The organism is bacterium (assembly GCA_037127815.1).
Classification (GTDB): Bacteria; Patescibacteriota; Minisyncoccia; order Phycocordibacterales; family CAIZLB01; genus CAIJKW01.
The window spans coordinates 224,707-251,599 of record JBAXXP010000001.1; the positions used below are offsets into that span (position 1 = coordinate 224,707).

23 protein-coding genes are annotated in these 26,893 nt (G+C 36.4%); 18 read left to right on the forward strand and 5 right to left on the reverse strand.

Annotation, left to right across the window (positions count from 1 at the left end):
• Positions 1–11 precede the first annotated feature (11 nt).
• The 8 genes from rplK to WCQ00_01320 all read left to right on the forward strand — a co-directional run bounded on the left by rplK (position 12) and on the right by WCQ00_01320 (position 12,349).
• Positions 12–437, forward strand: a complete 426-nt coding sequence (gene rplK / locus WCQ00_01285; protein MEI6042182.1) for a 50S ribosomal protein L11 — start codon at positions 12–14, stop codon at positions 435–437.
• 179 nt (positions 438–616) lie between these two features.
• Complete coding sequence (locus WCQ00_01290; GenBank protein MEI6042183.1) at positions 617–1,156, forward strand: ATP-dependent Clp protease proteolytic subunit; 540 nt, start codon at positions 617–619, stop codon at positions 1,154–1,156.
• A 112-nt stretch (positions 1,157–1,268) separates the two neighbouring features.
• Positions 1,269–1,724, forward strand: a complete 456-nt coding sequence (locus WCQ00_01295) for an HIT family protein (GenBank protein ID MEI6042184.1) — start codon at positions 1,269–1,271, stop codon at positions 1,722–1,724.
• Positions 1,725–1,790: 66 nt separating this feature from the next.
• Complete coding sequence (gene argS, locus WCQ00_01300) at positions 1,791–3,578, forward strand: arginine--tRNA ligase (protein MEI6042185.1); 1,788 nt, start codon at positions 1,791–1,793, stop codon at positions 3,576–3,578.
• 150 nt (positions 3,579–3,728) lie between these two features.
• On the forward strand, positions 3,729–5,645 hold the full coding sequence (locus WCQ00_01305) for a Ser-Thr-rich GPI-anchored membrane family protein (protein MEI6042186.1): 1,917 nt from the start codon (positions 3,729–3,731) through the stop codon (positions 5,643–5,645).
• A gap of 135 nt (positions 5,646–5,780) precedes the next feature.
• The gene (locus WCQ00_01310) at positions 5,781–9,602 is read left to right on the forward strand and encodes a class I tRNA ligase family protein (GenBank protein ID MEI6042187.1); all 3,822 of its coding nucleotides are present in this window, start codon (positions 5,781–5,783) and stop codon (positions 9,600–9,602) included.
• Between the two features lie 62 nt (positions 9,603–9,664).
• Positions 9,665–10,261: a recombination protein O N-terminal domain-containing protein gene (locus tag WCQ00_01315; GenBank protein MEI6042188.1), complete on the forward strand. Its 597-nt coding sequence runs from the start codon at positions 9,665–9,667 to the stop codon at positions 10,259–10,261.
• Positions 10,262–10,417: 156 nt separating this feature from the next.
• Positions 10,418–12,349 (forward strand): hypothetical protein, encoded by a 1,932-nt coding sequence (locus WCQ00_01320; GenBank protein ID MEI6042189.1) that lies wholly within the window; start codon positions 10,418–10,420, stop codon positions 12,347–12,349.
• Positions 12,350–12,712: 363 nt separating this feature from the next.
• Here WCQ00_01320 and WCQ00_01325 read toward each other — a convergent pair whose 3' ends face one another.
• Positions 12,713–12,928 carry a type II secretion system protein gene (locus WCQ00_01325; protein ID MEI6042190.1) on the reverse strand — a complete coding sequence of 72 codons (216 nt, stop codon included), beginning with the start codon at positions 12,926–12,928 and terminating at the stop codon, positions 12,713–12,715.
• 86 nt (positions 12,929–13,014) lie between these two features.
• On the opposite strand from WCQ00_01325, the gene WCQ00_01330 reads away from it, so the two are divergent.
• The 7 genes from WCQ00_01330 (at position 13,015) to rpsR (ending at position 19,316) form a co-directional block, all read left to right on the forward strand.
• On the forward strand, positions 13,015–14,373 hold the full coding sequence (locus WCQ00_01330) for a glycine--tRNA ligase (GenBank protein MEI6042191.1): 1,359 nt from the start codon (positions 13,015–13,017) through the stop codon (positions 14,371–14,373).
• Between the two features lie 26 nt (positions 14,374–14,399).
• Entirely contained in the window at positions 14,400–15,473 is a 1,074-nt protein-coding gene (locus tag WCQ00_01335) for an AI-2E family transporter (GenBank protein MEI6042192.1), read from the forward strand.
• Between the two features lie 57 nt (positions 15,474–15,530).
• Positions 15,531–17,012: a methionine--tRNA ligase gene (metG, locus tag WCQ00_01340; GenBank protein ID MEI6042193.1), complete on the forward strand. Its 1,482-nt coding sequence runs from the start codon at positions 15,531–15,533 to the stop codon at positions 17,010–17,012.
• A 10-nt stretch (positions 17,013–17,022) separates the two neighbouring features.
• Complete coding sequence (locus WCQ00_01345) at positions 17,023–17,862, forward strand: TatD family hydrolase (protein ID MEI6042194.1); 840 nt, start codon at positions 17,023–17,025, stop codon at positions 17,860–17,862.
• A 98-nt stretch (positions 17,863–17,960) separates the two neighbouring features.
• On the forward strand, positions 17,961–18,524 hold the full coding sequence (locus tag WCQ00_01350; protein MEI6042195.1) for a 30S ribosomal protein S6: 564 nt from the start codon (positions 17,961–17,963) through the stop codon (positions 18,522–18,524).
• Between the two features lie 66 nt (positions 18,525–18,590).
• A complete protein-coding gene (locus WCQ00_01355; protein MEI6042196.1) occupies positions 18,591–19,079 on the forward strand; it encodes a single-stranded DNA-binding protein in 489 nt (162 codons plus the stop codon).
• 33 nt (positions 19,080–19,112) lie between these two features.
• Positions 19,113–19,316, forward strand: a complete 204-nt coding sequence (rpsR, locus tag WCQ00_01360; GenBank protein ID MEI6042197.1) for a 30S ribosomal protein S18 — start codon at positions 19,113–19,115, stop codon at positions 19,314–19,316.
• Between the two features lie 147 nt (positions 19,317–19,463).
• On the opposite strand, the gene WCQ00_01365 is transcribed toward rpsR, so the two are convergent.
• Positions 19,464–20,027, reverse strand: a complete 564-nt coding sequence (locus WCQ00_01365) for a hypothetical protein (protein MEI6042198.1) — start codon at positions 20,025–20,027, stop codon at positions 19,464–19,466.
• Positions 20,028–20,168: 141 nt separating this feature from the next.
• Here WCQ00_01365 and WCQ00_01370 point away from each other — a divergent pair, with 141 nt between their 5' ends.
• Positions 20,169–20,567, forward strand: coding sequence for a type II toxin-antitoxin system PemK/MazF family toxin (locus tag WCQ00_01370; GenBank protein MEI6042199.1), 399 nt, complete (start codon positions 20,169–20,171; stop codon positions 20,565–20,567).
• A 199-nt stretch (positions 20,568–20,766) separates the two neighbouring features.
• Positions 20,767–21,156 (forward strand): type II toxin-antitoxin system PemK/MazF family toxin, encoded by a 390-nt coding sequence (locus WCQ00_01375; GenBank protein MEI6042200.1) that lies wholly within the window; start codon positions 20,767–20,769, stop codon positions 21,154–21,156.
• Between the two features lie 245 nt (positions 21,157–21,401).
• On the opposite strand, the gene recA is transcribed toward WCQ00_01375, so the two are convergent.
• The 3 genes from recA to WCQ00_01390 all read right to left on the reverse strand — a co-directional run bounded on the left by recA (position 21,402) and on the right by WCQ00_01390 (position 25,663).
• Positions 21,402–22,367, reverse strand: a complete 966-nt coding sequence (gene recA / locus WCQ00_01380; protein MEI6042201.1) for a recombinase RecA — start codon at positions 22,365–22,367, stop codon at positions 21,402–21,404.
• 349 nt (positions 22,368–22,716) lie between these two features.
• A complete protein-coding gene (locus WCQ00_01385; GenBank protein MEI6042202.1) occupies positions 22,717–23,130 on the reverse strand; it encodes a hypothetical protein in 414 nt (137 codons plus the stop codon).
• Positions 23,131–23,194: 64 nt separating this feature from the next.
• On the reverse strand, positions 23,195–25,663 hold the full coding sequence (locus tag WCQ00_01390; GenBank protein MEI6042203.1) for a DNA translocase FtsK 4TM domain-containing protein: 2,469 nt from the start codon (positions 25,661–25,663) through the stop codon (positions 23,195–23,197).
• Positions 25,664–25,857: 194 nt separating this feature from the next.
• On the opposite strand from WCQ00_01390, the gene WCQ00_01395 reads away from it, so the two are divergent.
• Positions 25,858–26,817 (forward strand): hypothetical protein, encoded by a 960-nt coding sequence (locus tag WCQ00_01395; protein MEI6042204.1) that lies wholly within the window; start codon positions 25,858–25,860, stop codon positions 26,815–26,817.
• The last annotated feature ends 76 nt before the right edge of the window (positions 26,818–26,893 follow it).

The window sequence follows — 26,893 nt, forward strand, 5'->3', positions numbered from 1 at the left end:
AATATATATTTATGGCAAAAAAAATAACCAAATCATTAAAATTACAAATCCCTGCTGGAAAGGCAAATCCTGCTCCTCCAGTTGGTCCTGCTCTTGGTCAAGCTGGTGTTAACATTGGTGAATTCGTAAAAAGATTCAACGATGCCACAGCTTCAATGGTTGGAGACATTATACCTGTAATCATCTCAGTATATGAGGATAGAACTTTTGACTTCGTTCTTAAAACACCACCTGCAGCAAGTCTTATCTTAAAGGCAACTGGGGTAGAGAAGGGTTCAAGTCATCCAAACTCAAAGAAGGTTGGAAAGATTACAAAAGCTCAAGTTCAAAAGATTGCAGAGCAAAAGATGCCTGATCTAAACTCAAAAGATCTAGCAGGAGCTATGAAAATGGTAGAAGGAACATGTGCATCTCTAGGAATAGAAGTTGTTGCATAGTCTAAAATAAGTACCAATAAAACAAAACCCCATGGCTTTCCATGGGGTTTTGTTTTATTAATCACTGTAGGCTAGGTTTATGTATTGGTATTGTATTTACAAACTTCGAAATTTATTGTATGTTATTTCAGCTACAAAGATTGTAGTTTGTACATTCAACAGCCAACCCTTATTTTCAAATGAACACACACGAAGTTTCTGACGATCTTTTGAAATTACCAACCCCAAAAATCATCCTGTCTGGCAAGGTGGATTTAGATATGCGCATGCACGCATTCAGATCTTTGGTCTATCTAACTTCCAAAGGCTCTCCTGACGTGGAAATTGTCATTGAATCTGCTGGTGGAGATATAGGTTATGGTCTGGATATTTATGATGCAATTCGTTTATACAAGGGCAGGAAGACAGGGATTGTTATCTCCAAAGCAGCGTCGATGGCTGCAATTATTCTTCAGTCCTGTGACCGTCGTCTTTGTTCTTTGCATGCCAACATCCTTGTTCACAATGGAAGCGTATCTATAGACCATGATATTTTGTCTGACGATTTGGCCTTGGCAAGTTTTAAGTTGCAAAAACAAAGAACTGTGTCTTTGCTTCATTTAATTCTTTCGGTTAGGACCGGTAAAACAATACCTGAAATCGCAGATATTTGTAAGCAAGACAGGTGGGCGACTTCACAGGAGGCCTTAAGTCTCGGTTTGATTGATGAAATCATCTGAGACAAAATCTCTTGTTGTTCATTCCTACAAACAGCGTTATCCAAGTGATGACGCTGTTTTTTTGTCTGGAATATTTTGCATTAATAAATTACCTGCTATAGTTTAAATAATTATGCTTTACAAAGACCTGTTAAATACAATTACTGAATGCCCATTTTGTGAACCCTTACGAATGAATAAAATCATTGCAAAAAATGAGGATTGTTTTTTAACATATTCAATCGCTCCATATCATCAACATCATGTAATGGTTATTCCGTATCGCCATATTAGAAGTTTTACGGAGCTAAGTGAAAAAGAAACAAAATCTGTAGATGATTTATTGCGTAAAGCAGCAGGTCTATTGGGTGCCTTGGGTTACAATGACTACACAATTCTAGTTAGGAACGGTGAGACTATTGGTAATAGTGTTAAACATGTGCATTATCATATTGCGCCAGCTGCTATTATTGGTGATTTAAAGAGAAAAAACGCAGATAGGATTGTTCTTGAGCAGGGAGACATAGATAAATTAATGAAGGATTTTGAAGAGGCAGAATCAAAAATCCAGCAGAATATCTGTATCTAACATATTAAGACCTGTCAGCTGTGCTGTTGTATTGTGATTATCTAATTGCATGATAATATAACTCCTATGAAGAAAGTTATTAACGAAGCTATATTAAAGGCTGTTTTAGAAGCTAATCCAAACAAAGACTTGGAGGCTGTACTCTTTGGTAAGAATCTACTGGATAGACCTGGAGACTTGTCTCATGGGGATTATTCTACAAACGTTGCCATGCTCCTTGCTCCAAAGCTTGGAGTTAAGCCAATTGATTTGGCGAAAGACCTAGTGCAAAAATTAGAAGGCGTAATTGAAGGCGTTTCTAAAATAGAAGTAGCGGGTCCTGGCTTTATTAACTTTTATCTATCTCAAGGGAAATCGTTAGACCTAATCAAAGAAATTTTAGATGAAAAAACTGGTGAATTAAATTATGGGAAATCAGATTTAAACAAAGGAAAGAAAATAGTTTATGAGTATACCGACCCTAACCCATTTAAACAATTTCATATTGGGCATTTGATGTCTAATGCAATAGGGGAATCCTTGGCAAGAATTACTGAATGGTCAGGAGCAGAAGTAAAGAGATATTGTTATCAGGGTGATGTCGGTCGTCATGTGGCATTAACATTTTACGGATTTGATTTGTTAAAAGCTGATGGTGAATCTGTTTGGCCAAATGAAAGTTTACCGCTGAGCGAAAAAGTAGCTTTTTTGGGTATGATATATGCAAAAGGTGCTACATATTTTAAAGATCATCCAGAAGATGAGGAGAAGGTTCAGGAAATAAACAAAAAGATTTATGACAAATCTGATGAGAGTTTGAATGCATTATATGATCTTGGTAGAAAATGGAGTCTGGAACATTTTGAAGAGCTATATAAAGTGTTGGGTACAAAATTTGATGAATATTTCCTTGAGAGCGATAGTTCTGTTATCGGACTTGAGGAAGTTAAAAAAGCCTTGAAAGCTGGTGTGTTCGAGGAAAGCGAAGGGGCAGTAATTTTTAAGGGTGAGAACTATGGATTGAACACTCGTGTCTTTATAAATAAGTTTGGTTTGCCAACATATGAGGCGAAGGAACTTGGGCTTGCCTTACTTAAAAATAAAAAAGAAGATAGCGATACTTCATATACAATAACAGCTAATGAACAGGATAATGTTCTTGCTGTGTCCTATAAGGCAATTGAACAAATCTACCCTGAGATTGCTAAGAAAAATTTTCATATCTCTCACGGAATGCTAAGGCTTACAACAGGTAAGATGGGTTCAAGAACTGGAAATGTAATTACAGGCGAGTCTTTACTTCATGATATGACAGATATGGCGCTTGAGAAAATGAAGGAAAGAGAAATTCCTGAGGGAGAAGGAAAGGAGATTGCACAACAAATTGCCGTTGCAGCCATTAAGTATACTGTTTTGAGACAGACTATAGGAAAAGATATTATCTTTGATTCCCAAAAAGCATTATCATTTGAAGGGGACTCAGGGCCTTATCTTCAGTATTCTTGTGTTCGCGCAAAATCAGTTTTGGATAAGGCTGATAAGCAGGGGATTATATTTGATACCAACACATTGGCAGCAGAGAAATTGGAGAAACTTGGTGTTTGCCAATTAGGTTGGGCTGGAGGAAAGCTGGAAAAGATGTTGATTAGACTACCAGAGGTTCTTCTTCGTGCGGAAACTGAACATGCACCACATTATGTAGGACAATACCTACTAGACGTAGCATCTGATTTCAATTCATTCTATGGAAATACTCAAATTGTTGTTGATGGCGATGAACTAACACCATATAAACTAGCGTTAACAAAAGCAACGCTAACGGTTTTAACTAATGGATTAAATGTTTTGGGAATTAAGGTTCCAAGTAGGATGTAGGGCGTAGGGTTTAAAGGCTGTTAAAATATTAAAACTAAAACCCCATACATGATGGGGTTTGTTTTGTGTATAAATAAGTGTCATACAATAATTTGCTATGCTAAACTTAACAAAACCTTATAAAATAATAATATTGTTGGATAAATCAAAATGAAAAATAAAACACAGCTTAGATTCAGAAAATTGTTAAGCATAAACAAAACTTTAGTATTCTCTATGTTAACAATGGCTTTACTGTTTTCAAATCTATTGGTAGGTGTAAACAAAGTATCGGCTGTAAGTATCTCAGAAGCTTCCAGAAAAGTAGTGGCTCCAACAATAACAGTAACTTCTCCAAACGGGGGTGAGATGTTTACTGTAGGTAAAACATACAAAATCAATTGGAAAAGTACCGGAGCTGCAGCTTCAAGAAAAGTACAGATAGGCATTATCGATACTCGTTTCAGCACAGAAGGTGGAGAAAGAGCTGAACAAATAATTGCTTTTTCAATTCCAAATGACGGAAGCTATTCTTGGAAGGTGCCTGCAAAAATAGGTACTATGAACCTAAATGTCACAACACGTCCTGTGTATAAAATAATTGTACATTCATATTTGGATTTAGAAACAGGGATAGGGCTTGGTGATTTAAGTAATGGTCCTTTTGCTATACAAGATCTTTCTCCTGTTATTTCATCGCTTTCACCTGTAAATGGTTTAGTTGGAAGTAAGGTAAAAATAACTGGCTCGGGTTTTAGACTCCCAAATAAAGTTATTTTTGTAGGCTCTACAAACGCAGTTGTTGGGCAAGGTTCAGACACTGTTTCTCCAATTAACGGTGAGTTTGTTAGTAAAGATGTAAAGCCTACAGATGATAATAATTTGGTAGTTACTATTCCGTCAAAAATGTCAGCACAGGGTGGCGAGGATGGGAAAAGCCATCTGGGGGCAGATGTTATCCCTGGTAATTATTACTTTATAGTTGAGACAGATAATGGTAAAAGTACCCCCACCTATTTCAAGGTTCGTTCAAAGGATCCGATACAAAGTACGTCTACTCCGGTACAAGTTTCTCCAACAATTACATCAGCAGGGGAACCAGGTTTTGTGAAGGCTATGGCACGACCTGATCAAACTGGGGCTGCTGCAGATATTTACACAGCAACTTTTAATGTGAAGATTAAAGCTGAAGGAAAGGATGTTGTCCTTGGTCTCTCAAACTCACCATGGCCTTTATTTGGAAAAACATCTGACTTTGTACAGATATATAAAAATGGTTCTATGGATCCATTGCTTTATGGTTTAAATGTAAACTATGCTGTGCCAGTAGGGGCAATTCCTTCTACTGATGGTATGACATTTAAGGTTCTTGCTGGAAGTAGTGTTTCGGTTCCAGTGATGTATTCTTTTCAAGTTAAGGATTCTTCTGCAAGTCTTTACGGAATTCAGTTAAAGGCCGTAGGTTTTGATTCTAAAGTTCTTGGTTTTAATCCACTAATGTCAGCTGGACCAGGAGTTCCTTCAGCCACAACTGCAACTATTGCACCTGTTGTTACTACAATTGGTACACCTCTGTTTACAAAAAATTATTCAAATGGCCAGACTGGAGCATCTTTCTATACAGCTTCTTTTGAAATGAACATTGCAAATCCTTTAAATACAGACATTGTTCTAGGGCATCCAAATTCTTCATGGCCAGCATTCGGGACAAGTTCTAATTATGTTCAAATAATAAAGAATGGAGTTGTTGATATGGCGGATTATAATTTATCTGTTGTGTACGCTTCACCAACTGGTGCTATTAATTCTACCGATGGAAAGACATTTAAAATTCTGGCTCGTAGTGTGGCGAATGTAAGGGTTAGCTATTTATTCAGTAAAGCGAGTCAATCAGCTGATATCTACAAGGTTAATTTAAGAGGACTCGGATGGGGTACTGTAACTCAGCCAAATCAGATAGTCCCACTTAGTATCTCTACTCCGTTAGCTTTTGATATCAATAAGCTTTCCCAAAAAGCAAATGTAATGGATGCATTTGGGACATGGATTATGGATATATGGGATGGTGTGTTCGGTATATTTAGATAATCTAGGTTACGTAACAAGTTGGTGAAAAAACAGTATAGTGTAGCCCTTTTTTGGGTATCATAATATGCTGTTTTTTTTGTGTCTCTGTATGAAGCTTTTTATAACAAAACCACTTTTTTATGATAGTATGTTTTCATGACTGATTTAAAACAAGAAGATAAATTGTTAGAAGATAAGGACAAAGGGGTAGAGAGCGCTATAGGCGATAAGATTACCACTGACGCTGTAATTGACGAAACTAAGCAAATTACAGAAATCACTGAAACCCCAATAACTATTAAAGAAAAGGCTATTTTAAATTTTTGGAATGATAATCAAATTTTTGAGAAAACCCTGCTAAAAAATTCACCACTTGGTAACTTTGTGTTTTACGATGGTCCACCATACGCAACTGGGCTACCTCACTTTGGACACATGGTGCCAAACTCGTTAAAAGACCTTATCCCAAGATATAGGACTATGAGAGGGTATCATGTAGATAGAAAATGGGGATGGGACTGTCACGGTCTTCCTGTTGAGAACCTGATTGAAAAAAGATTAGGACTTGCTGATAAAAAAGCTATTGAGGAATATGGTATTGATAAATTTAATATTGCAGCCAAAGAGAGTGTTTTAATTTATGCCGATGAATGGAAGGAGAGAATTCAAAGAATTGGTAGATGGTCAGACATGGACAATGATTACAGAACTATGGATTCTAGTTATACAGAATCTGTATGGTGGTCATTTTCAGAGTTGGATAAAAAAGGTCTTGTATTTGAAGACTACAAAGTAATGCAAATTTGCCCAAGATGTGGAACTCCGCTTTCTAACTTTGAGGTTGCGCAGGGTTATAAGGATATTGTTGATATTTCATTATATGCAAAGTTTCAAATAAATGATGAAGCTTCTTTTTCTACTATAAAAAAGTTTTACGATATAGATCCCGCAGTTAAAACTTCTTTTGTTGCTTGGACTACTACTCCTTGGACTCTTCCTGGAAACGTGGCTCTTGCAGTAAATCCAGAATTAAATTATGTAATTGTCTCAGCTAAATCAGAAACTGTTGCCGGCGGGTCAACAGAAGGTACTCTTGAAAATTATATTATTGCAGAAAGTCTTTTTGAATTACTTAAAACTAAAAAAATAATTCCTGAAGATTCTACATTGTTGTCACTGCGGGACACAAAGAATTCATTAACTGGAAATGATTTGGCTGGTGTTTCTTATGAGCCAGTTTTTGATTACTACAAAAAAGAGGGAACACTGGAAACTTCAGAAAAGGATAGAAAAAATATTTGGAAAGTTTATACAGCTCCTTTTGTTACAGCAGAAGATGGTACAGGAATAGTTCATATTGCACCTGCGTATGGAGATGATGACATGAAGTTGTCTAAAACAAATTCAATTCCCGTGATTAAGCACGTTGGATACGATGGACATTTTGTTGATTTAGTTGAGGAAATGAAAGGAAAAATTGCTAAACCAAAGGAAGATCATCAAAGTTCTGATATTGAAATCATCAAAATCTTAGCTCATAAAGGCGTTCTGCTTGCAAAAGAAAAGATGACTCACTCATACCCACACTGTTGGAGATGTGAGACACCATTAATAAACTTTGCAACATCAAGTTTGTTTGTTAGAACAACAGCTCTTAAGGATAAGTTAATTGCAGAAAATAATAAAATAAATTGGGTGCCAAAAGAAATTGGATCCGCTCGTTTTGGCGATTGGTTGGAAAATGTTAGAGATTGGGCAATATCAAGAACGAGATTCTGGGGAGCGCCTGTTCCTATGTGGAAATCAGAAAGTGGAAAAACAGAAATCCTAGGATCATATGCTGAGCTTAAGGAAAAAATTAGACAAAGCTCAAATAATAATAAGTATGTACTAATGCGACACGGTGAATCCGAGTCCAATGTACATGACATTATAAATTCACACGATCTTAACCTTTATGGTCTAACTGAAAAAGGTGTTGCTCAAGTTGAGGCTGCTGCAAAACTTTTAGACGCTACTGGTGTTGTATCAAATGCTGTAAACAGCGATGCTGAGGAAGGTTCAAATGACAGTGTAGATAAAACAGGAGCGAAGCGTCCAATAACAAAAATGTATTGTTCAGATTTTAGAAGAACAAAAGAGTCTGCGAAAATTTTGGCAAAGACTTTGGGAATTGATGAATCGAACATAATCTATGACGCAAGACTTAGAGAGTGTGATGGTGGCGAGCTTGAAGGTCGTTCTTGGAATGAAAGGCTTACATGCTTTATGACAGAATGGCAAAAAGTATTTCTAAAGCCATATGGAGGGGAGTCAACTTTTGATATTAAAAAGAGAGTTGCTAATTTTCTTTATGAAACTGACTCTGCAAACAAGGACGAGAATATCTTGATTGTTACACATGGACTTCCTGCAAGAATGATAAAGGAAGTTGCTAAAGGGCGAACAACAAGAGATATGATAAGAAGTGGATGGCAGGATCGTTCTGATATAAATGCTTCACTTCACTACATTGATTTCGTTCAATGGCCTCACGATGATAATTTTGAACTTGATATTCACAGACCTTTAATTGATGCTGTAACTTGGAAAAATGAAGAAGGTGAATTAATGAAAAGAATTCCAGATGTTTTTGATGTTTGGTATGACTCTGGTTCTATGCCTTTTGCTTCTCAGCATTATCCTTTTGAAAACAAGAAGGAGTTTGAAATGCCAGATAGTAAGATATTCCCAGCTGATTATATTGCCGAAGGATTGGATCAAACAAGAGGTTGGTTTTATTCTCTACTTTGTCTTGGTGTTGGATTGTTTGATAAGTCACCATTCAGAAATGTTTCAGTAAACGGACTTGTTCTAGCAGAGGACGGCAAGAAGATGTCAAAGAGTCTTAATAACTTCCCAGAGCTTATGGGGGTAGTTGAAAGATATGGCGCTGACTCACTTAGATATGCATTGGTCACATCGCCCGTTGCACAAGCTGAGGATTATGCCTTTTCTGAAAAAGCATTAGATGAAGTTAATAAAAAGCTATTCAATAGATTGGATAATGTTTATACATTCTACAAAACTTATCGTGACATGTTTGGAGGTGAAATTGAACAAAGTTTTTATCAGCTTGTTTCCAAAAATGTCTTAGATCAATGGATTGTGGCAAGACTTAAGAAATTGAGTAATGACATGACGAGGGATCTTGATGCGTATCTGATATCAAAAGCTATTCGTCCAATAAATCAATTTATCGATGATCTATCAACTTGGTATTTAAGAAGATCAAGAGACAGATTCAAAGGTGATGATGTTGAAGATAGAAACTATGCGATTTCAACAATGAGATTTGTCTTAATTAATCTTTCTAAATTAATAACACCAGTAACACCATTTTCAGGAGAGGATTTGTATCAAAAGATTAAATTAGATAATATTGGTGATTTAAAATTAAGTGTGAACCTAGAGGAATGGCCAAATCTTGGCGAGCTTTCTGATGAAGAAGAGACACTGCTTGCTAATATGGAAACAGCGAGATCTCTTGTTGAAACTGGATTGTCTCTTCGTGCAAAATTTCAGATAAAAGTTAGACAACCTCTTGCTTCATTTGTTTATGCAAACAAGGAAGGAGAAACTCTACCGGTGAGCATTGAGGAGATTATTAAAGATGAACTAAACGTTAAGTCTGTTGTAGCGGGCAGTGCTGTAGCACTCGATATAAACCTAACACAAGAATTAAAGGAAGAGGGGATGTCCAGAGATCTAATTAGAGCTATTCAGGAGGCTAGAAAAGCTTTTGGTTTTTCTCCACAAGATAAAATTATTCTGGAATTAGAAGATAATGCTGTTGGAAAAATGTTAGAGTCTAAGTATTCTGCCTCAATTGCAAAAACTGTTCTCGCAAACAGTTTGGTGCTTATGGATTTTGAGGGAGGAGAGGCTGTGTCTATTGGAGATCAAGAAATACATTTCACAATTAAGGCTGTTGTATAAGCTGTATATAAGTGAAAGTGTGTTTACTACAACCCTATTCCTAAGTTATTTAATTTACTACTATGTCATATAGAATTTATCACACCGATGGATATATAATAGATAGTTCAAGCTCGGGGGAGTCTAATAAAGTTTTTACAATTCTAACTGCAGAGCTAGGTACTATTATTGCTATCGCACAAGGGGTGCGTAAATTGCAATCAAAACTAAGATATAGTTTACAGGACTTGAGTTTTGCTAAATTTGCCTTAGTTAGGGGAAAGGACATTTGGAGAATTACGGGGGCGGAAAAAATCGTTAATATTTATGACAAAAAAGTTCCAATTCAAATTAGACAATCCTTGGCTAGAATTCTAACTTTCATTAAAAGGCTTTCGCCGGGTGAGGCTGTAAACAAAAAAGTATTTGAGGAGTTTGGAAAACTACATAAGGTTTTAATCTCATCGAAGCTTGTAAGAGATAGGAATGATTTAATTGCAATAGAAACGCTTGCATGCCTTAGGGTTGCTCATCATTTTGGATATGGAACACCAAGTGAAAAATTGAAGGACATTGTTTATTCATCAGTTTGGGATGAGGGAGTGAGAGACTCGACATTAATTTCAATTGAGGAAGCTAAGAGAGAGCTGTCTTCTGTCTTGGCTGAAGCTCAACTTTAATTTGTAATTAGTTTATCTAAATAGCACTATATGTGACTGATGGCTGTATCCCCGCTTCTGTGAGGTGATTTAGTAAAATCACCTACTGGGTGATTTAGCCAAATCACCTACTGGGTGGTTTAGCCAAATCACCTACTGGGTGATATAATTTATGATATGAATGATGAAGAAAAAATCGAAGAGCTGAAAAAAAAGCTTTACTCTCGAGTAGATAATCTACCAAAAATGAAACATGCCAAACTGCATGAGCATCATGTCTTGGTAAACAGAGACTGGGATGAAAAGGGGGAGCAGGCAGGGATACCAAAAATTGAATATGGAAAAAATAAAACTCACTCATTCCTAAAAGGTATGGCTGTTTTTGCTGTAATATTTTTCTTGATTGCCGCTGCAATAGCTTATTATTTTTTCATGGTCAGCCCCAATACAATTTCTAATGCAAATATTGGAATAAACATATCAGGGCCTATTACAGTTTCTGCAGGCCAAGAACTTTCACTGGACGTAAGTATATTCAATAATAATAGTGTAGCAATTGAATCAGCAGACCTTGTTGTTACATACCCAGAAGGAACAAGAAATTCTGTAGATAAGGTGACGAGCCTTGTAACCGATAGGACTCCAATAGGAGATATAGCGGCCGGCGCTAATCAAAGAGTTACAATAAAGTCTATTCTTTTGGGGGAGGAAGGCTCAACAAAAAATATATCTATTGCTTTGGAGTATAAAATGCCTGGTACAAACAGTCTTTTTATTAAGCAAAAAGATTATCCAATAGGCATAGGAACAGGTCCTGTTTCCGTGACCGTTGATTCTGTTAAGGAAATCACCCCAGAACAAAATACAAAATTTACTGTATCTGTTAAATCTAACTCTTCAGATGTTATCAGAGATGTTGTTCTTAGGTCAGAGTATCCTTTTGGATTTAATTATATATCTGCAGTCCCTGGTCCGTCATCATCAAATAATAGTTGGAGACTGGGAGACATCGCACCAGGTGAGGTGAAGAAAATTGTGGTAGAAGCAAAGATTTTTGGGCAAGCTAATCAAGAGAGAACTGTTAGATTCTATGCTGGAACTGCGCAAGCCAAGGATCCAAATGAAATAGACACGACCTTCGCTTCATATTCACAGACGGTTAATTTGAAGGATCCATTCTTAGGGGCTGATGTAGCTATAAATGGCAAGGGGTCAGAAATCGTTATTGTTAACAGTGGGCAGTTTATTCAGGGCGATATTCTGTGGAAGAATAATCTCGATGTTTCTGTTCATAATGTTCAAATTCTAGGTGTTCTAAATGGTGTAAGCGTAGACAGAAGCTCAATTATTGCAGAAGGTGGATTTTATAAATCTAGCGATGATACCTTATCTTGGGAAAAGAGTACCAATCCAGAACTGGAAGACATCGCACCCAATCAAAGTGGCTCAGTCCATTTTAATATGAAAGTTTTTGATTTAACAAAGGATCTAGCCTCAAATTTAAGAAGACCAGAAGTAACATTGGTTTTTTCGGTTAAGGGAACTAGATTAAATGAAAATAAAGTTTCTGAGGAAGTGACTTCACAGGCCTCAAGAAAAATAAGAGTTGCGAGTGATCTAGCTCTAGACACAAGGTTGCTTTACAATGATGGACCATTTGAAAACACAGGTCCATTGCCCCCAAGAGTAGATAGTAAAACAACTTACACGGCAAATGTGAAGATTTCAAACTCATATAATAATGTTAGGGGTGTAATTTATACGGCCTCGCTACCGATATATGTAAAATGGCTGGGGAATGTAAGTCCAATGACCGCCAGTTCAACAGTTGTTTATGATGCTGAGAACAGAACTGTGACTTGGAATGCAGGGGACATTGCACCTGGTACTGGTTATATTTCTAATCCAAAAGAAATGACATTTCAAGTTGAGTTGTTGCCAAGTCTTTCTCAGCAGGGCCAATCTCCAATTATTGTAAGTAATCAAAGAATAGCTGGTACTGATAGTTTTACTAATACAGTTGTTACAGCCAATGGGTACTCCTTAAACACCCAAATTAAGCTAGATTCAAAATATGATATGGATTTGGACAAGGTGGTTGGGAAGTAGTACTAACTGAAATTTTTTATTCACCAATACAGTAATAATCTGGGAATGTTTCCGTGATGCCATTATAGGTATAACTAAATTTTTCTCTCAAAAGAGAATCTAAATTATAGTTTGGTGAATTAAAATATAGAAGCCATTGAACAGTTCTGCCTCCGCACATTCTGGGATACCCAGCATTAATTAATACTAAAGGTCCACTGTAGTTAATTGAGATTTGGGAAGTGTCTCCACCGCTATTAATTTGTATTAAACCTTTTGCTAGTTCCGGAGATTTTGAAATAGCTTTATCTAAAACTAGATCATTAAAAAAGTCAATCTCATTTTCGCCCAAAGCGAGGTCTACTTCACTATACGGGTCTACGTCTAAATAGTGGCCATTTTTTGTATAATATATTTCTTGAGCGTAATTAAATTTTTAAGATTTTCAACAAAAGTTATAGCTTGAGCTCGCTGTCTAGCCTTACTTACAGATACAAGCACAACGCTTGAAAGAAGAGCAATTATTGAAATAACAACCAATAACTCGATAAGAGTGAATCCTCCCGCTTTTCTTATTTTAAAACAAGATGTCGGCTTCATGTATATATATTAACACATAAATATTGTATTAATTAAGTAGTCGGTATCATTTTTGATTAATGTGAAAAAACTGGTACTATATTGCTATGGAAGAAATAATTGCTTTAGCTAAAAGACGTGGATTTATATACCAAGGTTCTGAGATATATGGAGGTCTTGCTGGTACATGGGATTATGGCCATTTGGGCCTAGCTCTTAAAAACAACATCAAAGCTCTTTGGTGGAAGCGTTTTGTGCTAGATAGAGAAGATATGTATGGAGTTGACGCTGCCATTTTAATGAATCAAAATGTTTGGAAGGCGAGCGGTCACGTTGCTGGATTCTTTGACCCACTTGTTGATGACCTAAAGACAAATAAAAGATACAGAGCTGACTCATTGCTTGAGGAAGCGGGCCTTAGTATTAAAGGTATGTCTATTGAAGACATGAATAATCTAATTAAGGAGAAGGGGATTAAAAGCCCAGAAGGCAATCCTCTTGGAGAAGTTAGACAATTTAGAATGATGTTCACTACTCACGTTGGGGCAAATCAAGATGAAGATTCAGTTTCATACTTACGTCCTGAAACAGCACAAGGAATGTTTGTAAACTTCAAAAATATTATAGACTCATTTCATCCAAAGCTTCCTTTTGGAATGGCACAAATTGGTAAGGCATTCAGAAATGAGATTGCACCAAGAGATTTTATATTTAGAACTCGTGAGTTTGAGCAAATGGAAATAGAGTATTTTGTTTATCCTGTTGCCTGGGAGGTTTCCTTTGAGCTTTTTAGAAAAGAAATGCATGCCTTTGCCTCAGATGTTGGTCTGAATCCTGCAAAAGTTCATGAGCTGGAAATTGCGCCTGAAGACCTTGCTCACTATTCAAAAAGAACAATAGACTTTGAGTTTGATTTCCCAATGGGAAGGAAAGAGCTGTACGGTCTAGCTTACAGAACTGATTTTGACCTTAAGAGTCACACAAATGCTTCAAAGGTAGATCTTTCTTTTTTCGATGAGGAAACAAAAGAACGTTTTTTTCCACACTGTATTGAGCCATCGCTTGGAGTAGACAGAACTGTTCTTGCTGTGCTAACAGATGCATATTCAGAAGATATTGTGGGTGAAGAAAAAAGGGTTTATATGAAGATTTCTCCTAAAATCTCCCCTGTGTTAATTGCTGTCTTTCCACTCTTGAAGAATAAGCCTCAATTAGTTGAAAAGGCAAGAGAAATTTATAGTACATTAAGAAAAGCTTTTCCTGGAAGAATAATGTTTGATGATAATGGAAATATTGGAAAGAGATACAGAAGACAAGACGAAATAGGAACTCCTTATTGTATAACTGTTGATTTTGATACCTTAGAAAAGGATCAAAAAGTGACTCTAAGATATAGAGATTCAGCCTTACAGGACAGGCTTTCAATGGAGCAAATAATGGATGTTATTAAAGATACTTTGCAGTAGAGTTAATCTAGTGGTATTCTGTAGATGTGCCTGATAAAAGTAATTCGTTAAATATAAAAATAAGCTTTAAAACTCTATTTAAGATAGCTGCTTTTTTGCTTGGTATTTATTTTCTTTATCTTCTAAGAGGGCTTGGTTTGGTCATCCTTACTGGAGTTGTTATTGCTTCAGTTATAGAACCTGCTGTTAAGTGGTTTGTTAAAAGAAACATACCAAGAGTGCTTTCTGCAATACTTGTGTATGCATTGATTATTGGGGCTGTTGCTGGGATGTTTACTTTTGTTATACCGCCTCTTTTGGGAGAAATGGTCTCAGCTATAAGTAGTGTTCCAAAATATGTAAAGACAATAGATATATTTACACCAATAAACAGAAGTGCATATAGTGGAACAAAACTTCTATTCCCTGATATACCAAGCACTATTTCAGTAGGAGATATAATCTCAAACATAACAGACACTATCTCTACCTTCTCGGGAGGAATGTTTGATACAGTTGCTGGATTCTTCGGAGGAATCATTAGTGCTGTACTTATGATGGTTATTGCATTCTACTTGTCAGTTAGAGAAGACGGTGTGGGGGAGTTCCTATCCATCGTTACTCCGCCTGAATATGAAAGATACGTAAGAGGTTTGTGGCAACGTGCGGAGAACAAAATTGCACGATGGATGCAAGGGCAACTCGCTCTTGGGTTAGTCGTGTTTATATTTATATACATAGGTCTACTTATAATTGGTGTTAAGCACCCGCTACTTCTTGCTTTGGTTGCTGGGGTATTTGAATTAATCCCCGTAATTGGAATGACAATTTCTGCAATTCCAGCTTTCTTCCTGGGGGTACTAGATGGTGGTATTGGTGTTGGACTTTTCATACTAGGCTTATATTTTGTTGTGCAACAATTAGAGGCTCATGTTGTATATCCATTAGTTGTTAAAAAATTAATTGGTGTTCCACCACTTTTGGTTATTATCTCACTTGTTGCGGGGGCTGAGCTCGCTGGAATTGTAGGTGCACTTCTTGCTGTGCCTGTATCTGTTGCGCTCATGGAATACATAGATGATGTAGAAAGACGCAAGAAAGATGCTTTAGTAAAAGAATAGAGACAGTATCAATAGAAAAGATTGAGTTAGCAGGGAATAAAGATTAAGAATAAACCGATGACACAGAATAAAAAAACTTTTTACATCACCACAACATTACCTTATGTTAATGGTGATCCACATATAGGATTTGCATTAGAAATTATTAGAGCTGATGTTATCGCTAGGTACAAAAAAGCCCTAGGCTATGATGTATTTTTTAATACAGGAACAGATGAACATGGTCTTAAGCTTTACGAAGCTGCAAAAGAAAAAGTGGTAGATATAATGGACTATTTGGATGAAGTGTCAGCAAAGTATAGAAATATTTTAACGGAATTGGATATTTCCGAGGATATTCATTTTATAAGAACAACGGATGAGCATCATAAAAAAAGTGCTCAAGCCCTTTGGAATAGAGTGTTTGAAAATGGTTATATCTATAAGAAAAACTATCAAACAAAGTACTGTGTAGGTTGTGAGGAGAATAAGACTGATTCAGAGTTAGAGGAAGGAAAATGCCCATTGCATCCTAATCGTCAAATTGAATTGATCGATGAAGAGAATTATTTCTTCAAGCTTTCCGCTCTTCAAGATGATCTATTTACGCTTTTTGAGTCTAATCCAGAAATTGTGGTACCAGAAACTAGATTAAATGAAATGAGAGGTTTTGTTAAAAGAGGCCTTGAGGATTTTAGTATTTCAAGATTGAAATCAAAAATGCCTTGGGGAATAGACGTGCCAGGGGATGAGAATCAAGTTATGTATGTTTGGTTTGATGCTCTTACAAATTATATCTCAACATTAGGATGGCCTGAAAATGAGGGCGATGAGTTGGGAGATTTTAATAAATACTGGGTTAATGGAACACCTGTTCAATATTGTGGAAAAGACAATACCAGATTCCAGTCTATTACATGGCAATCAATGCTTTTAGCTGCTGGCTTGCCTACAACCCATAAAATTATAATAAACGGTTGGATAACTGGAGAGGGTGGAGTGAAGATGTCTAAATCGTTAGGTAATGTTATAAACCCATCAGACATTTGCTCAGAATTTAGCGCAGATGCTTTGAGGTTTTTTGTAACAAAAGAGTTACAGCCTTTTGAAGACTCACCTTTTACAGTAAGTAAATTTAAAGAAATTTATAATGCTCACCTAGCAAATGGTATTGGTAATTTGGTTTCCAGAATGATGAAGATGGCAACTTCTTATGAAGCAAAGCTTAGTGAGGATGAAATAATGGCAGTTCGTGAATCTGTGGATATTTTGAATGGTAGGGAAGATAAAAATATTGAGGCCTTTAGATTAGACCTGTATGTTCAAGATATTTTCGATGAATTTACAAAACTAGATCAATTTATTCAAAAAGAAGCACCTTTTAAGAAGTTTAAAATAGATCCGGAGGCAGCCAAAAAAGATTTAATATATTTACAGGAGCAATTATTGGCCGGAGCCTATAAACTATCTATCATAATGCCAAAGACCTCAGAAGTTATTGTTGATTGTATAGTGAATCATAAAATGCCAGAAGCACCTTTGTTTCTAAGAAAAGACTAATTTCTAAAACATGGAATTTCAATATATAGATATTCACGCACATGTAAACTCGTCAGAATTTGATAATGACAGAGACGAGGTTATTACGAGGTCGTTAGATGAAAGTGTGTATGTTGTTAATGTGGGGACTGATATAGAATCTTCTAAACAGGCTGTTTTAATAGCTGAAAAATATGAAGAAGGCGTTTATGCCATAGTTGGCATTCACCCGCACGAGGTTATGAATCTTGAAAAGGGAGGTTTGATAGAAAGCACATTGGCAGAACTAAAAGAGATAGCTAGGAATCCTAAAGTTATTGGAATAGGGGAATGCGGTTTAGATTTCTTTAAAATGGAGGAGTATAACAAGGATGTTTTAAATGAAGCTGGAGAAGTTGATGTGAAAAAAATAAAATCAGTTCAGGAGAGGGTTTTTAGGGGGCAAATTGATATTTCACTAGAGTTAGACAAACCTTTAATGCTACATTCAAGGGAAAGCTACGGCAAAACTTTAGGAATTCTTTATGAATATACAACCCTCCCTAGTGTAAGGTTACGAGGGGATGCACACTTCTTTGCTGGTTCATTAGAACAAGCATTGGCATTCATTAGTTACGGATTCACGATATCATTCACGGGTGTCATAACGTTTGCTAAAAATTACGAGGAAATAATCAAGGGAATTCCTCTAAATAAGATTCTTTCTGAGACAGACTGTCCTTATGTAGCACCGATACCTTTCAGGGGTAAAAGGGCAGAACCTGTTCATGTTAAGTTGGTAGTTCAAAAAATTGCTGAAATTAAGGGAATTTCAACAGAAGAAGCACGAGAGCAAATAGAAAAGAACGTAAAAGAGATGTTTTTTAGCTAGATTTGAAGTTGGGAGGTAGATTTTGGTTAAAAACCTAAATTATAGGTATTCGACCCCAGACCGTTGCTCATCCTGGCCTTTTGTGTTAATCTTCTGGCATGGCAAAAAAAGTTGAACTTATACAAGAGGACCAACAGCTTGAAAACAGAGTATATGAACTCGGTTTTCACTTCATCCCTACAATTGCGGAGGATGAGGTCGCTGTACAGTTCTCGCACCTTAAGTCACTTATTGAGAAGCGCGGAGGACAATTTATCGCAGAAGAAATGCCTAAATTTAAAAACCTTGCGTATCCAATAAGCACGACAAATAAGGGTCAGAAGAAAAATCATTTAGCATCATATTTTGGATGGGTTAAATTTGAAATTAATCCAGAAGAGGTAATTGCGTTAGAAAAAGAGATAAAGGCTTTTGCCACAATGCTCAGATTTCTATTGATTAAGACTGTAAAAGAAAATACATTTCTTGGAGCAGTTGCAGAAATTAAGGCAGATTCATCAAGAGCTGTTAAGGCCGCTGATGAGGTTGCAGAAAGCGTAATTTCAGAGGAAGTTGCCACAGCTGTAGAAGCTAGTGATGCAACATCAAATGAAGCTATTGCTGAAGCTGTTGCAGAAGAAGTTATTGATACTGAGAAGGTAGGTGATATCGCAACTGAATAAGCGGTCCAGAAGGATCACTTACGGGGTGACGTATTAATCAAACTAATAAGTATTATATAAATCACTATGTATTTAAACAAAGCGTTTGTTATCGGAAATCTTACTCGTGATCCAGAGCTTAAGGCTTTGCCATCAGGAATGAGTGTTACATCTTTCTCTGTTGCAACAAATAGAGTTTGGAAAGATAAAGATGGTTCAAAGCAAGAAGCTGCAGATTATCACAATATTGTGGTATTCGGCCGCCAAGCAGAAACATCAGCTCAGTACTTAAAGAAGGGAAGTAGTGTCCTTGTAGAAGGCAGAATGCAAACTCGTTCATGGGATGGAGCAGATGGTAAAAAGCTGTACAGAACAGAAGTTATCGCTGACAATATTCAATTTGGATCAAGAGCAGGAGATGCTGGAAGTACTGGATCTTTTGGAAACGGGGGATCAGAGGCAAAGGCCCCATCTGCATTTGCAAAGAAGGCTGATGATACTGGTAACGCACTAAATCAATTAGATTCAATAGAATATCCAGAGGAGGAAATAAATCCTGAAGATATCCCATTCTAATCCGGTTACTTAAAGGATAATTAAATTAAAAATATGACAAAACATTGTTATTTCTCACAAAACAACATCAAGCATGTTGACTATAAAGATACAGAGCTTCTAAAGAAGTTTCTTAATCCTCACGCTAGACTTCTTTCAAGAAAGAAAACTGGTGTTAGTGCTAAAAGTCAACGTAAACTAGCGTTAGCAGTCAAGAGAGCAAGATACATGGCTATATTGCCATTCATCGCTCAATAGGCTGAATAAGCCCAAATAGGGCTATGCGCAAGGTGATGTTGGAGACAAGACAAAAGCCGCAATCCATTATGGATTGCGGCTTTTGTTTTGTTTGGACTAACTGTGTGTTTGTTCACACCTCCGATCCTTCGACCGACTTTTTGAACCCTATTTAACGCGCTCTACGTATTCTCCTGTTTCAGTGTTGATTCTAACCGTATCTCCTTCAACAACGAACATTGGTACGTTTAGTCCAGCCCCTGTCTCAAGAACCACTAGCTTGTTTCCACTTTTTGATGAATCTCCACGAAGTACAGGAGGAGCTTCCTTAACTAGTAGCTCAACCTTTATAGGTAGCTTTACATTAAAGATGTGTTCATTAAAGATTGAGGCTTCAACAATTGAGTTTGGCTTTAAGAATTTTCCACTGTTTCCAAGGACACTTTCATCAATCTTAAAACGAGCTGCTGGATTGTTCTCTTCACAAAACCACCATTCTCCTTTATTTGCATATAGAAACTTGATTTTTTTTGTATCGATCTCAGCTGTGTGAACCTTGTCAGTAGCACCAAAAGAGTGCTCGACAATTCTTCCGTTTAATAAATTTCTTAACTTAGTATCGTTAACTGGCTTTCTCATTTGCTTTCTGAAAATATGAGAACTCATAACTTCATAAGGCTCACCCTCGAAAACGATAAACTTCCTAACTGTAATTTCATTATAATCGTACATAATATGGCCATTGTAGACTATTAAAGAGGGGATGTCTATGCCATATCTGTACGTGAATAGACCTCAGAGATATCTAAAAATATTGTATTTCTTTATAAATTCTTTATGAAAACTGAAGAGTTGTTCTGATAGTATTTAGAGATGTTCAAAAAATTTATAGATTGGATGCATAGTAAGAAAAGAATTGACTCAAAAGAAAGGGCCGAAACGGTTATTAAAGAAAGAGAGGTCTACTGGTGTTCCCTAGGAGAAAATATTGGTGATGAAGAAAATGGTAAAGGCACGGTGTTTCGTAGGCCTGTACTAATATTTAAAAAATTTAACAACCGTATTTTTTGGGGAATACCAATGAGTACGAAAAACAAGGTAAACATTTACTATTTAAAAGTAAAACTAAGAGACATGGAGCAGTCAGTAATGCTTTCCCAGTTGAGGATTTTGGATACTAAAAGACTCGATACAAAAATAGGATATCTATCTGAAGGTGATTTTATAAAAATACAAAATTCTATAATGGATATTATAAAAAATAAACGTTAAGCCCGAGCTCTTTTGGAGCTCGGGCGTACGGGATAACCCATTTGTACTTATAGTTTATCAAATAATTTTTGCTTGTCAAATTTTGCTGGTTCTACAAGCGTTATGTGGTGTATGGGCGACTGGTAAATATATTTTATCTTCGGATTTTCTTTAACTTTTCTTTCAAGAAATAACAGTGCTGGCTTGTTAATATACTTTGATGTTTAAAAAATTCACAGAATGGATTCATGCAAAGATTAATATCGATGAAAAAGAAAGAAAATCTCAAATTAAAGTAATGGAAGTATATTGGTGTGCTCTAGGTGAGAATATAGGTGATGAAGAGAACGGAAAAGGGGATGATTTTTGCCGCCCTGTCTTAGTGTTTAAGAAGTTTAATAATAATATATTTTGGGGTATACCCATGAGTACTAAAGAGAAAGAGAGCATTTATTATATAAAGGTCAGGCTTTTGGACTCTGTGCGGTCCGTAATGATTTCTCAGGTTAGAACTTTAGATACAAAAAGGTTGCTTAAAAAGATAGGCTATATATCAAGGGCAGATTTTACAATCGTACAAGACGCAGTAATCGGAATCATAAAAAACTAATTTTTTATCCGCGCCTTTTTACAGCGCGGACGGTCGGAATAATCCATTTGTAACTAAAGTTTATCAAATAATTTTTGCTTGTCAAACTTTACTTTGCGTAATGTTTCTAAAATTATTATTTACACAAGAAGTTCATTTGAGTAGGTGATTAATAAAAAAAGCGCCAAATTAATGACGCTTTTTATATTTAGAATACTTACATTGCACAGACTGGCTAGTCTAGGTTCGGTATCACAATGTTACTCCTAAAGCTCCTTCAAATGGTCTCTAATCTTCTTCAAAATTTCATTACTAATTTTTGAGTTAGATTTTAAGAACTGACGAGTAGCATCATATCCACGTCCTAGTTTTTCATCGCCATAAGCGTAACTTGTTCCACTCTTTGTAATTATTTTTAGTTTCTCACCAAGTGCAATAAGCTCACCCTCTCTTGAAATTCCTTCATTGTACATAAGATCAAATTCTGTCTGTCTAAAAGGTGCAGCAACCTTGTTCTTTACAACCTTAACACGAACACGTCCTCCCATTATTTCTTCGCCTTTTTTAATCTGAGCAATTCTTCTAATATCTAATCTAACAGAAGTATAGAACTTCAATGCCTTTCCACCTGGTGTTGTCTCTGGATTACCAAACATAACTCCAATTTGCATTCTAATCTGATTAATAAAGATAACAATTGTTTTACTTCTTGCAACAATGGCTGTTAGTTTTCTAAGTGCCTGTGACATAAGTCTTGCTTGTTTACCCATATGAGATGCACCCATATCTCCTTCAATTTCATCTTTTGGAGTAAGAGCTGCAACAGAGTCAATAACAATAACGTCGAGCTTTCCTGATCTCACAAGACTCTCAACAATCTCCAATGCCTGCTCTCCGGTGTCTGGTTGTGATATTAAAAGTTCATCAATTTGAACACCAAGTCTTTTTGCATACTCTGGGTCCATTGCATGTTCTGCATCAATGAAAGCACAAATACCATCTTTCTTTTGAGCTTCTGCAATAACATGAAGTGAAAGAGTAGTCTTTCCTGACGATTCTGGCCCAAAGATTTCTATGATTCTTCCTCTAGGAAGTCCTCCTACGCCAAGCGCAGCATCCAACCCAATTGATCCTGTTGAAATTGCATTAACATCAACTCTTGGTTTTTCTCCAAGGCGCATAATTGCGTCATCGCCAAACTTAGTTTTAATTTGAGCAATAGTATCTTTGATAGAAGAATTTAAATCTCTATCCTTGCTTGCTTTTTTCTTTGAACCAAAAGATGAACCTGAGCCAGATGATAGTAATGAAGAAAGGGAAGGGGAGTCAGACTTTTCTTCGTCCTTTTCCGCCTCCTCATTATTTTCATCATCTGTTGCAACAGCTTGCTTTACATCAGCTGCTGTAGTTTTTTTCTTCACCTCCTCCTTATCAGCTTTCTTTACCTTCACTTCCTCAGGTTTTTTACCAGCTACTTTTTTGTCATCAGCTTTCTTTTCCGGAACTATTTTTTTGTTTACCATAGCATTAAAAAATTTATTGAATTATTTATATTAATTTTCATCCTGTCTACACGCAGTCTTACTTCACGTCCGTTGTTGTACCATCCTTTGTTTCAGTATCTATTTTACCATCCGTATAAACTACTTGAAGCTCCTTTGTTACATGGGATCCAAACTTGTCTTTTGCTTCTAGTTTAATGACATTGTATCCAGGGTAGAGAAGTACTTTTTCTTTAAATTGGCCGAACTCATCTATTGGTATTAGTCTGTCATTCAACATAATTACTGAAACGTTTTTAACTATACCTTTGACGTCTACAGCGCTATTGTTGGCACTAGTTGTGCTTGGACTTTGTATTGTGATTTGAGGACCACTAATTATTTTTTTTGATTGAAAACCTGCGTAACTTCCTATAACGCAAACAGCAAGGACAATAAGAACATTTCTAATTATTGTTTTACCTTCCTTAATGTTTTTGCGCGTTCCTATCATATAATGTTTGTTTAAAGTTTCTATAAAGAATTCCTAAAGAAATCCCAAATATTTAATGTAATAATTAATCTTCCTCGACCTTATTTTCTATTATATCAGAATTATTACTTGAAGTGTTATATTCAGACACATTAATATCGCTATCGTTATTACCTGTATTATTACCATTGTTTCCATTAAGAATATCATTACCAGAATTAGACCCGCTATTTTGCTGTCCTGCTCCACTGTATGTCAATATTTCTCTTGGTCTTGCTCCATCGGCAGGCCCAACAACACCCTTGTCTTCAAGAATGTCCATCAGGCGAGCTGCTCTGGCGTAGCCAACTCGTAATTTTCTCTGAAGATATGATGTGGATGCTTTTCCAGCTTCAATTACTAATTCCTTTGCTTCCTCATACAAATCATCCTCATCTTCATCGTCAGATCCTCCAAAAGATGAACTAAATACAGCATCGGGTGTAACAGATGCGCCTTGCTCGCCATTAAATGATATCTCTTGTGGTAGGGAATCCATTGAGTCTACCAAGTATTTAACCAGTTTCTTTGTTTCATTTTCTGTAACATAGGCACATTGAATTCTAATAGGAGTAGGTGTTTCACCAGAAAGGAAGAGCATATCTCCAGCACCTAACAACTCCTCAGCTCCTCTCATATCCAGAATGGTTCTTGAGTCAATCTGAGAAGCCACTTGAAGTGCAATACGAGCAGGAACGTTGGCTTTGATAAGACCTGTAATAACATTAACAGAAGGACGCTGTGTTGAGATAATAAGGTGAATACCTACAGCACGTGACATTTGAGCTAGTTTAACAATTCCTGATTCCAACTCTCTTGGATATGCCTGCATAATATCAGCTAATTCATCGAGAATAATCACAATGTAAGGCATTGTCTCAGGTGCCTCTTCTTCCTTTGTAAAACCATCGCTCTTTCTCTTATCAAGTAATGGCTTCAGTATGTTTTTGTGGTATGAGTCAATATCTCTAATTCCAAACTTCTCAAGTACGTTATATCTTCTTTCCATCTCTTTTGCTGCCCATTTAAGGGAAAGTATTGCTTTCTTCGCATCAGTAATAACAGGAGTCAGAAGGTGAGGTATTTTGTTATACATTGTTAGCTCAACTCTCTTTGGGTCAATCATGATGAACTTAAGGTTGTCAGCAGAGTTCTTGTATAGAAGGGAAGCAATGACTGCGTGAATCGTAACAGACTTTCCAGATCCAGTTGCTCCAGCGATAAGCATGTGAGGAGCCTTTGCTAAGTTTGTAAAATACGACTTTCCAGAGATGCCTTTTCCAAGTGCAACAAGTAATGGCTTTTCTGATTTTTGATATTCTTCTTGCCCCAAAAGTGATCCCAGTCCAACTGTAGTTTTGATAGTGTTTGGAATTTCAATTCCAACAAGTGACTTTCCTGGAATAGGAGCTTCTATTCTAATAGGGTGTGCAGCTAATGCTAGCGATAGGTTATTTTGAAGACCAAGAATTTTTGAAAGCTTCACACCTTCTGCTGGCTTAAGTGCGTATCTAGTAACAGAGGGTCCGATTGAAACCTCATCCATTTCTACGTCGATACCAAAATTTTGTAAAGTTCTTTTAATAATATTTGCATTCGCTTTGATGTCTCCAACGCCAGGCTTTCCTTTATCTTGCTCCAATATTGAAAGTGGGGGAGGAACAAAAGTTTTACCACTCCATGTGCTCTTTGCTTTAAGTTCAATTGATTCATCTTCCTTGATAGATTTTCCATCCACCTCTGTGCCTTTAGTTCTGTTCAGGGATTTTCCATTATCTGAATCCTCTCCATTTTTTCCACCATCTTTATTTCCAAATTTTGAAGAAACAGCATCTATTAAACCCTTACCTTGAGCTGCGTTTGCACTAGCTTCTGCATCTTTAATAGACTTTGAAATCTTTTCATCTTCTGTTCCTTTGATTGTTCCATCCTTAGCGTTTTCTTCAGCCTCCTCGTCGCCTTCTTCCACTTTTTTATTGAATAGTCTCCAGAACATAATGTGTTCCTTCTTAAGTGACGAATCGTAAATTATAAGTACGGAAATTATGGAAAGAGCGATAGTTATCACATAACTAGTAGGGTAGTCAAAAAGGGCAATAAGTGGTTTTGCTACACCCTTACCAACATAACCTCCACTCTCTAGGTTTATCAAACTAATCACCCCTAAAGATGATAGTAGGAACATTAATGCCCCTAGTGATTTTGATAAATAGAATTTCTTGTTTTTCTCACCAAAGAAGGCGATTGAAAGGAGAATGAATGTAATTGGTATTAGATAGTATCCAAGACCAAGGAGTTTTGAAAACATACTATATATAGTATTGCCAGCTGCCCCTCCTTTATTGAATGATGCGAAGAAGAAGAATATTGCTAATACAAACATAGCTATTCCCCAAACACTTTGTATAGTACTTGCTTTGAACATTGGTTCAGCAACTTCTTCCTCAACTGTGGATAATCTTGGGGTACGAGTCTTAATTTCTTTTTTGATTTTTTTCTTATCTCTATTTGCCATATCTCGTTATTTTAACACGTATTATCTCAGGTTAAAAATGAAAGCAAATTGCAACACATTGTCTTATACAAGGGGACTTGTCATTGGGTATGACTTATATATAATGTCTCTGAACTTGCCATTCGGTTTTGACTTTTTAGGCAAATCTATCAAGGACAAAATTGGGTACAGGTATTAAAGACATAAAAAAGACTATGAATAATCTATCAGACAACGGTTTGGAAAAAATAGTGGAATTGGGCTCATTGAGCTTCTTTAATTCTGACCCATATTTTAATTTTGTATACAAGAAATCAGAAAGGCTTTGCATGGCTATATATCTAATAACAGACTTCTTTCCATCTGAGGATTCAATAAAGGACAATATGAGAAAAGCTGGTGCTGAGCTACTTAAGGTGTCTTTGTCCTTGATAAACGCATCGTCTCCATTGAGAAGAAATATATTAAATGACATTAGTAGACTTTGCCTTGAGGTTACATCTTTATCTAAAATAGCATCTAACTTGGGAATGACATCTGGGCCAAACCACAACGTGCTGGAGAACGAAATTATGAATTTCATTTCAGTAATTGAAACCAGAGAAAGGCCAAATACTACAGGTCAGGGTTTTGTCCTTAATGAAGAATTGCTGGGAGGTAAGGATGATGATTCATCTAAACAATTTAATAAGTCCTTTTATCATGTAGATGAAAAGTCTGGGGTAAGCACCAATTCTTCAACAAGTGACCATTCCACTCAAAATATGGAAACTAATGAAGATGAAGAAAAGTCATCTAGTTTTGTTTCAAAAACGGAGATCCTTGTTTCACACGTTAAGAGTGAGAAAAAAGAAATATTAAATAATAATACCGAAGTGAATAACACTGACGTCTTAAACCATAGCGTAGAGTCGCTCAACATAAATAGTATTAGTCCCGCCAATATAAATAGTATTGGTCCCGCTCCAGTTAAGTCTGTAATGCAAAAGAATGAAAGACAACAAATAATACTTGGTATAATCAAGGAAATAGGGGAATCGTCTATTAAGGACATTTCTGACAACATAAGGGATTGTAGTGAGAAGACAATACAAAGAGAGTTGAATACATTAATCTATGACGGTGTCCTTAAAAAGATAGGTGAAAGAAGATGGAGTAAATATATTTTAGCTTAGTCTTTTGCTGCCCTCTATGAGATGTCTTTTATCACACAAAAAGGACAAATAAAAGACACCTCAAAGTACAAAAAGT